This is a genomic window from uncultured Nonlabens sp. (genome assembly GCF_947495285.1).
Lineage (GTDB): Bacteria > Bacteroidota > Bacteroidia > Flavobacteriales > Flavobacteriaceae > Nonlabens.
Window position 1 is genome coordinate 1 of sequence record NZ_CANLXZ010000056.1, and the last position, 5616, is coordinate 5616.

General features: G+C 35.4%; 6 protein-coding genes. 3 read left to right on the top strand and 3 right to left on the bottom strand.

Translation table 11 applies throughout. The features are described 5' to 3' along the window. Nucleotides 1-175: 175 nt before the first annotated feature. The 3 genes from cmk to mtaB form a co-directional block, all read right to left on the bottom strand. The gene (gene cmk / locus Q0838_RS13950; RefSeq protein ID WP_298956460.1) at nt 176-868 is read right to left on the bottom strand and encodes a (d)CMP kinase; all 693 of its coding nucleotides are present in this window, start codon (nt 866-868) and stop codon (nt 176-178) included. After that, nucleotides 869-1882 (bottom strand): type IX secretion system protein PorQ, encoded by a 1014-nt coding sequence (porQ, locus tag Q0838_RS13955; protein ID WP_298956463.1) that lies wholly within the window; start codon nt 1880-1882, stop codon nt 869-871. A gap of 79 nt (nt 1883-1961) precedes the next feature. Further along, a complete protein-coding gene (gene mtaB, locus Q0838_RS13960) occupies nt 1962-3290 on the bottom strand; it encodes a tRNA (N(6)-L-threonylcarbamoyladenosine(37)-C(2))-methylthiotransferase MtaB (RefSeq protein ID WP_298956466.1) in 1329 nt (442 codons plus the stop codon). A 56-nt stretch (nt 3291-3346) separates the two neighbouring features. On the opposite strand from mtaB, the gene Q0838_RS13965 reads away from it, so the two are divergent. The 3 genes from Q0838_RS13965 (at nt 3347) to Q0838_RS13975 (ending at nt 5307) form a co-directional block, all read left to right on the top strand. Continuing rightward, nucleotides 3347-3523: a hypothetical protein gene (locus Q0838_RS13965; RefSeq protein ID WP_298956469.1), complete on the top strand. Its 177-nt coding sequence runs from the start codon at nt 3347-3349 to the stop codon at nt 3521-3523. A gap of 93 nt (nt 3524-3616) precedes the next feature. After that, nucleotides 3617-4225: a tRNA-(ms[2]io[6]A)-hydroxylase gene (locus tag Q0838_RS13970; RefSeq protein ID WP_298956471.1), complete on the top strand. Its 609-nt coding sequence runs from the start codon at nt 3617-3619 to the stop codon at nt 4223-4225. A gap of 29 nt (nt 4226-4254) precedes the next feature. Next, complete coding sequence (locus Q0838_RS13975) at nt 4255-5307, top strand: heme A synthase (protein ID WP_298956474.1); 1053 nt, start codon at nt 4255-4257, stop codon at nt 5305-5307. Nucleotides 5308-5616 lie beyond the last annotated feature (309 nt).

Genomic DNA, 5616 nt, shown 5'->3' on the forward strand with positions numbered 1-5616 from the left:
AAAAACAATAAAACAGCTAATCAAACCAGTAAAATGGTTAGGTTTGATATGTCTTAAATTTATTTAGGACAGGATTGGATCGAGATCTATAATTTTATCAAGAATATAATAATTCTAAACGATTCCTCTCTTCAGCTGGATGACGTGATCATATGGATTTTGCATCAAGAAGAATTTAATCTAACAAAGCCTCTTCAGCCCAAGAGACTAACAATTCAAATTGTTGTTCTCTTGTCATTTTTGAAGTATCTAATAATTTTGCTTCTGGCAACTGTATAAGTGGACTATCTTCTCTTGTAGAATCGATATGATCTCTTCCTATTACATTTTCTAGTACTTCTTCTAAGGAGACGTCATCACCTCTTTCTAGCAACTCTGCATAACGTCTTTGTGCACGTACTTCTGGCGCTGCAGTCATAAAAACTTTGAGTTCTGCATCTGGAAAAACCACGCTACCTATGTCCCGTCCATCCATAACGATTCCTTTTTCAGTTCCCATAGCTTGTTGTTGCTCTACTAGCTTTGCGCGTACTTCAGATATTTCGGCAACTTTACTTACTATACCACTTACTTCTAGTGTGCGTATTTGCTTTTCTATATTCTCACCATTTAAATACACATCTGCACGATCTGTGTCTTTATTATAGGAAAAACTGATTTTAATATTTGGTAAATGTTCTATCAGCTTTTTATGGTCTAGTTTGCCAGATGCAATCAAGTTTTCGCGTAAAGCGTAAAAAGAAACGGCTCTATACATCGCTCCAGTGTCGACATAAACATATTGCAATTTTACAGCAAGTTGTTTTGCAGCGGTACTTTTACCAGTACTAGAATGTCCATCTATAGCGATTGTAATTTTCTTACTCATTTATTGCAAATTTATATTAACCCCAAAAAGGCTCGTATGTGACGCTAGTGTATACCTAGCATGCGTGTAACTAAATCTTAAATTATTCATTTTTAAAGAAAAACCAGCACTCACACCAGAAAAAGCTCTCGTGTCCTGTATGCGCAATTCTTCGGCTCTTCTAAAACTGTACCCTAAACGTACTTCAAAAACTTGTTCTGGAAAAATCTCTAATCCTAATACGGTATGTCTCAAAGCATTGTTAATAAATCCAGGTTTCTCATCTGTCACATTACCGTCCAGATCTGTTTGTGCGTTTGCTTCATTCACAAAGGCTATATTCCATTGTTGCAGATTTTCTAAAGTAACGTGCAGTCTTAAAGGAAGGTATTTCATATTATTAGAAAATCCTGCCGATATTTCTAAAGGTAGGTCTTCATAAATCTCGTTATAAGGTGTAAACTGTGTCCCTAGATTACGTACGACCACCGCTGCACGTATAGCTTTATCTTCATTATAATATAAGAAACCTATATCTACCGCTCCACCAAAGGATGTGTAGATATCTAATTTTGAAGAAATGAATTTAAGGTTTGCGCCTACATAAAAATCAGACCACGGTATATTATAAGCATATCCCATAGAGACGGCCACCTCACTACCACCGAATTCTCCGGTAGAGTTTCCCTGCTCGTCAAAACCATCAAATTTCCCGTAATTTAAGTAAGTAACACCTGCATGAAAAGTCTGCACGTGTCTGTCCCAGGTATAAGCATAACTAGCAGTACCATAATTTACATCTCCTAAATAATTGACATAATTTACCTGTAACTGATTATCCATTTTAGGATTAATGGTCGCCGGATTGAGGATTCCCGACGTAGGATCATAATCTACCGCAGTAAGCACTCTACCACCTAGAGCCGCTTGCTTTGTTCCAGATACTAAGTTTAAAAACTGGTATGTAGACTGTCCTCCTATTTGCGCATTTGCTAAAGCAGAACATAACAAAATGAGAAGAAACAAGTGACGCATCAATGGTTTTTGAATAACTGCAAGTGAATAACGCTTGCAAGTTTAATTTATTTTTATGTGAAGTACGGTATTTTAAAGTTTAATGTATTACTTCTATACGGACTATGCCGTCTTCTTCTATAGATAGTAATTTGACATCATGCAATTGGTTTACAAATTCTGGATTCCAGTAGGTTTTTACTTTTACATAATTCTCTGTAAAACCATGAATAAAACCCTCTTTATTCTCTGCTTCCCATAGTACCGTTTTATTCTTACCTAACTGACTTTCATAAAAAGCACGACGTTTTTTTACAGAAAGACCGCGTAGCATTTTAGATCTTTTTTTACGCACGTTAATAGGCACAGCACCTTCCATAGTAGCGGCTGGCGTGTTTTCTCTTTCTGAATAGGTAAATACATGTAAATAAGAGAGATCTAGTTCACTTAAATAATTATAAGTATCTAGAAAATGGTCATCTGTCTCTCCTGGAAATCCTACTATTACATCTACACCTATACAGCAGTCTGGCATTACTTCTTTAATCTTACTTACACGATCCGTGTATAATTCTCGATTATAGCGACGTTTCATCTTACCCAACAACTCGTTATTACCTACTTGTAATGGGATATGAAAATGAGGTACAAAGGCATTTGCTCCAGAGACAAATTCTATGGTCTCATTCTTCAATAAATTAGGTTCTATAGAAGATATACGTAAACGTTCTATCCCTTTTACTGTGTCTAGTGCATGAACCAGATCTAGAAAGGTATGCTCATGACGTTTATTACCATGTTCTCCTTTTCCATAATCACCTATATTAACACCTGTAAGGACTATTTCTTTAATCCCTTGCTCGCTTATCTGTCTTGCATTATCCATTACATTCTGTAAAGTATCACTACGCGAGATTCCACGAGCTAGTGGTATGGTACAGTACGTACATTTATAGTCACAACCGTCTTGCACTTTGAGAAAAGCCCTAGTTCTATCACCTATGGAATAAGAACCTACGTAAAAATCTGCCTCATCTATCTCACAAGAGTGAACTTGAGCTGGATCTTCCTTAGACAGCTGATTGAGATAATCTGTGATTTTAAATTTTTCTGTAGCACCTAGAACAAGATCTACTCCATCTACAGCGGCCAGTTCTTCTGGTTTTAATTGCGCATAACAACCTACTGCTATGACAAAAGCATCTTCATTTACCTTCTGCGCTTTTTTAACCACAGATTTAAAACGCTTATCTGCATTTTCTGTAACACTGCAAGTATTTACCACATAGATGTCTGCTTTTTTTTCAAAGTCTACTCTATCAAAACCTTCTTGTTCAAAAGAACGAGCAATGGTACTGGTCTCACTAAAATTAAGTTTACAACCTAATGTGTAAAAAGCGACTGATTTTGTAGCTGTCTCTACGGGCATGATCTATGATAATTTAAGGGCTGCAAAGATAGTTTTTTAGTGGCAGAATTTTATAGATGCAGTACAGACTGTTTTACGGTACTGTTTATGATGTTGTTTCCGCTTTCGCGAAAGCGAGTTCTACATCTAAAAATCTATATAAATTTAAGCTATGTAGTATGCTTTTTTATAAGAAATTGATACCTAGTAATTATATTTTTAAAGGTTGCATAGTTTTACACGATCGTTTTTAAATGCAGATGATCGCTTACTAGTTAGATATTTTTTATGAGATGAAAAGTTAACAAATCTTGTTATAAATGCGCAGGGTTCACGACCTTTGTATTATGAAAATGAAAGCCGAAAAGAAATTTACACTAGGTCTTAAATTACCTACTGATCCACGATGGGCAGATATTTCTACCATCAGTCTACAACATATTCTTACCGACCATGCTTTTTGTGAACAAAAGGCAACAAGTAATATCATATCCTTGATACAACAATACTCTGAGCGTGAAGGAATAGTAGAACTGTTATCTCCTGTAGTTACTGAAGAATGGGGCCATTTTAGAATGGTGATTGCAAAACTAAAGGAACGCGGCCTGGAACTAGGTTTACAAAGACAAGACGAATATGTGAAAAAACTAGTAAAAGGAAAGAAAAAAGGACAAAGTCGGGAAGGGTATTTTCTAGATCAACTTCTTATTTGTGCAATGATAGAGGCGCGCAGTTGTGAGCGTTTTAAAACACTATGGCAAAATCTAGACGATGCAGATTTACAAGAATTCTATTACAAATTTATGGTTGCCGAAGCCTCACATTACAAACTCTTTCTACAACTTGCAAAAATGCATTTTACCGAAGATGATGTCATGGAACGCTGGAACTACTGGTTAGAATATGAAGCTAGTTTTATAAGCGAGCTAGAAGTGCGTGGTGATAGATTACATTAATTAGGAGAGTTACAAAAGGAACGATTGAAATGAATAAACGTATTCAAAATTTTTTCTCAGAAAAAAGATACCGCCAGTGGTTATCTTTAAGTATTATAGTTATTTATCTTATTATTATTGCTGGCGCTGTGGTACGCATGACTGGTAGTGGTATGGGGTGTCCGGACTGGCCTAAGTGTTTTGGTTATTTAATACCACCGACAGAACAATCTCAAATAGAGTTCTCTCCAGAAACGCCTTACAAAGAAGGAATGGTAATTATAGTAGACGAAGAACTGCGAGTAGCCAAATATGATTTTTTATCCTCAAAAACCTTTTCTGAAAAAAATTGGGAACTTTATACAAAACATGATTACGCTCTTTTTAATGTTTACCACACCTGGACAGAGTATATAAACCGACTTATAGGCGCACTAGGCGGCCTGGTGGTGTTAGTCATGTTTATATTTTCATTGCGTTATTTTAAAAAAAGACCATGGCTTACTATTTTAAGCTTTGTTGCTGTAATCTCCATGCTAGTGCAGGCTGTAATCGGTAAAATAGTGGTTGATACAAATTTATCTCCAGCGTTGATCACATTTCATATGATAGTAGCGCTTCTGATCGTAGGGTTATTGATCTATTTATTACACGAGGTAAAACCTATAGATTACCGTTTTAAATCTAATAAGAAAATGGCGCGGTTTGCTGCTTTGCTTATTATCCTGACTCTGGTACAAGTAGCAATGGGAACACAGGTGAGGCAGTTTATAGACCACCAAGTAGATTTACTAGGCTATCCACTGAGCTCTAAATGGTTAGAAAATGGACCTTTAGTTTTTATGATACATAGAAGCTACTCTATTCTATTAGTAATCGCACATATTTGGTTTTTTTATATAACGATAAAGAAATTTCACCATCCTAAAACTCCATACTATTTACTGGCTGGTTTATTTATGATTACTATTTTGAGTGGTATTTTTATGAATTACTTAGACTTTCCTTTTGGCGCACAAGCGGTTCATTTAGTAGTTTCTTCCTTAATACTAGGTGCACAATTCTATTTATGGATGCGATTAAGAGTAACTATAAAATCTTAAAATAAGCAAGTTGCATCACAAAAACAGTACAAGTTAAAATGTACATTGCAAGTGGAGTAATTATTTTATAGCAATAGCGTCCTAAACGTTTAAAAAGAGAAAGGGAAATTTGTTCCTCAAAGTTACCTTTGTGGTGCAACACAAAAAACACCTTTCTCTGATGCTAAATATAACATTGTTCTCTCAAATAATTTCAAAACTGGATAGCTCAAGATTCAAGAAATTAGTCAAGTTATACCATTTTTATTTTGAAAAGTCGTTATTTATAGTTATATTTATGGATGGCAAAACCGAAAGAATTTTTGATAA

What these genes read in the sequence shown, in the direction of transcription:
- cmk (WP_298956460.1), bottom strand. Translation starts at nt 868, where the DNA reads ATGAGTAAGAAAATTACAATCGCTATAGATGGACATTCTAGTACTGGT.
- porQ (WP_298956463.1), bottom strand. Translation starts at nt 1,882, where the DNA reads ATGCGTCACTTGTTTCTTCTCATTTTGTTATGTTCTGCTTTAGCAAAT.
- mtaB (WP_298956466.1), bottom strand. Translation starts at nt 3,290, where the DNA reads ATGCCCGTAGAGACAGCTACAAAATCAGTCGCTTTTTACACATTAGGT.
- Q0838_RS13965 (WP_298956469.1), top strand. Translation starts at nt 3,347, where the DNA reads ATGCAGTACAGACTGTTTTACGGTACTGTTTATGATGTTGTTTCCGCT.
- Q0838_RS13970 (WP_298956471.1), top strand. Translation starts at nt 3,617, where the DNA reads ATGAAAATGAAAGCCGAAAAGAAATTTACACTAGGTCTTAAATTACCT.
- Q0838_RS13975 (WP_298956474.1), top strand. Translation starts at nt 4,255, where the DNA reads ATGAATAAACGTATTCAAAATTTTTTCTCAGAAAAAAGATACCGCCAG.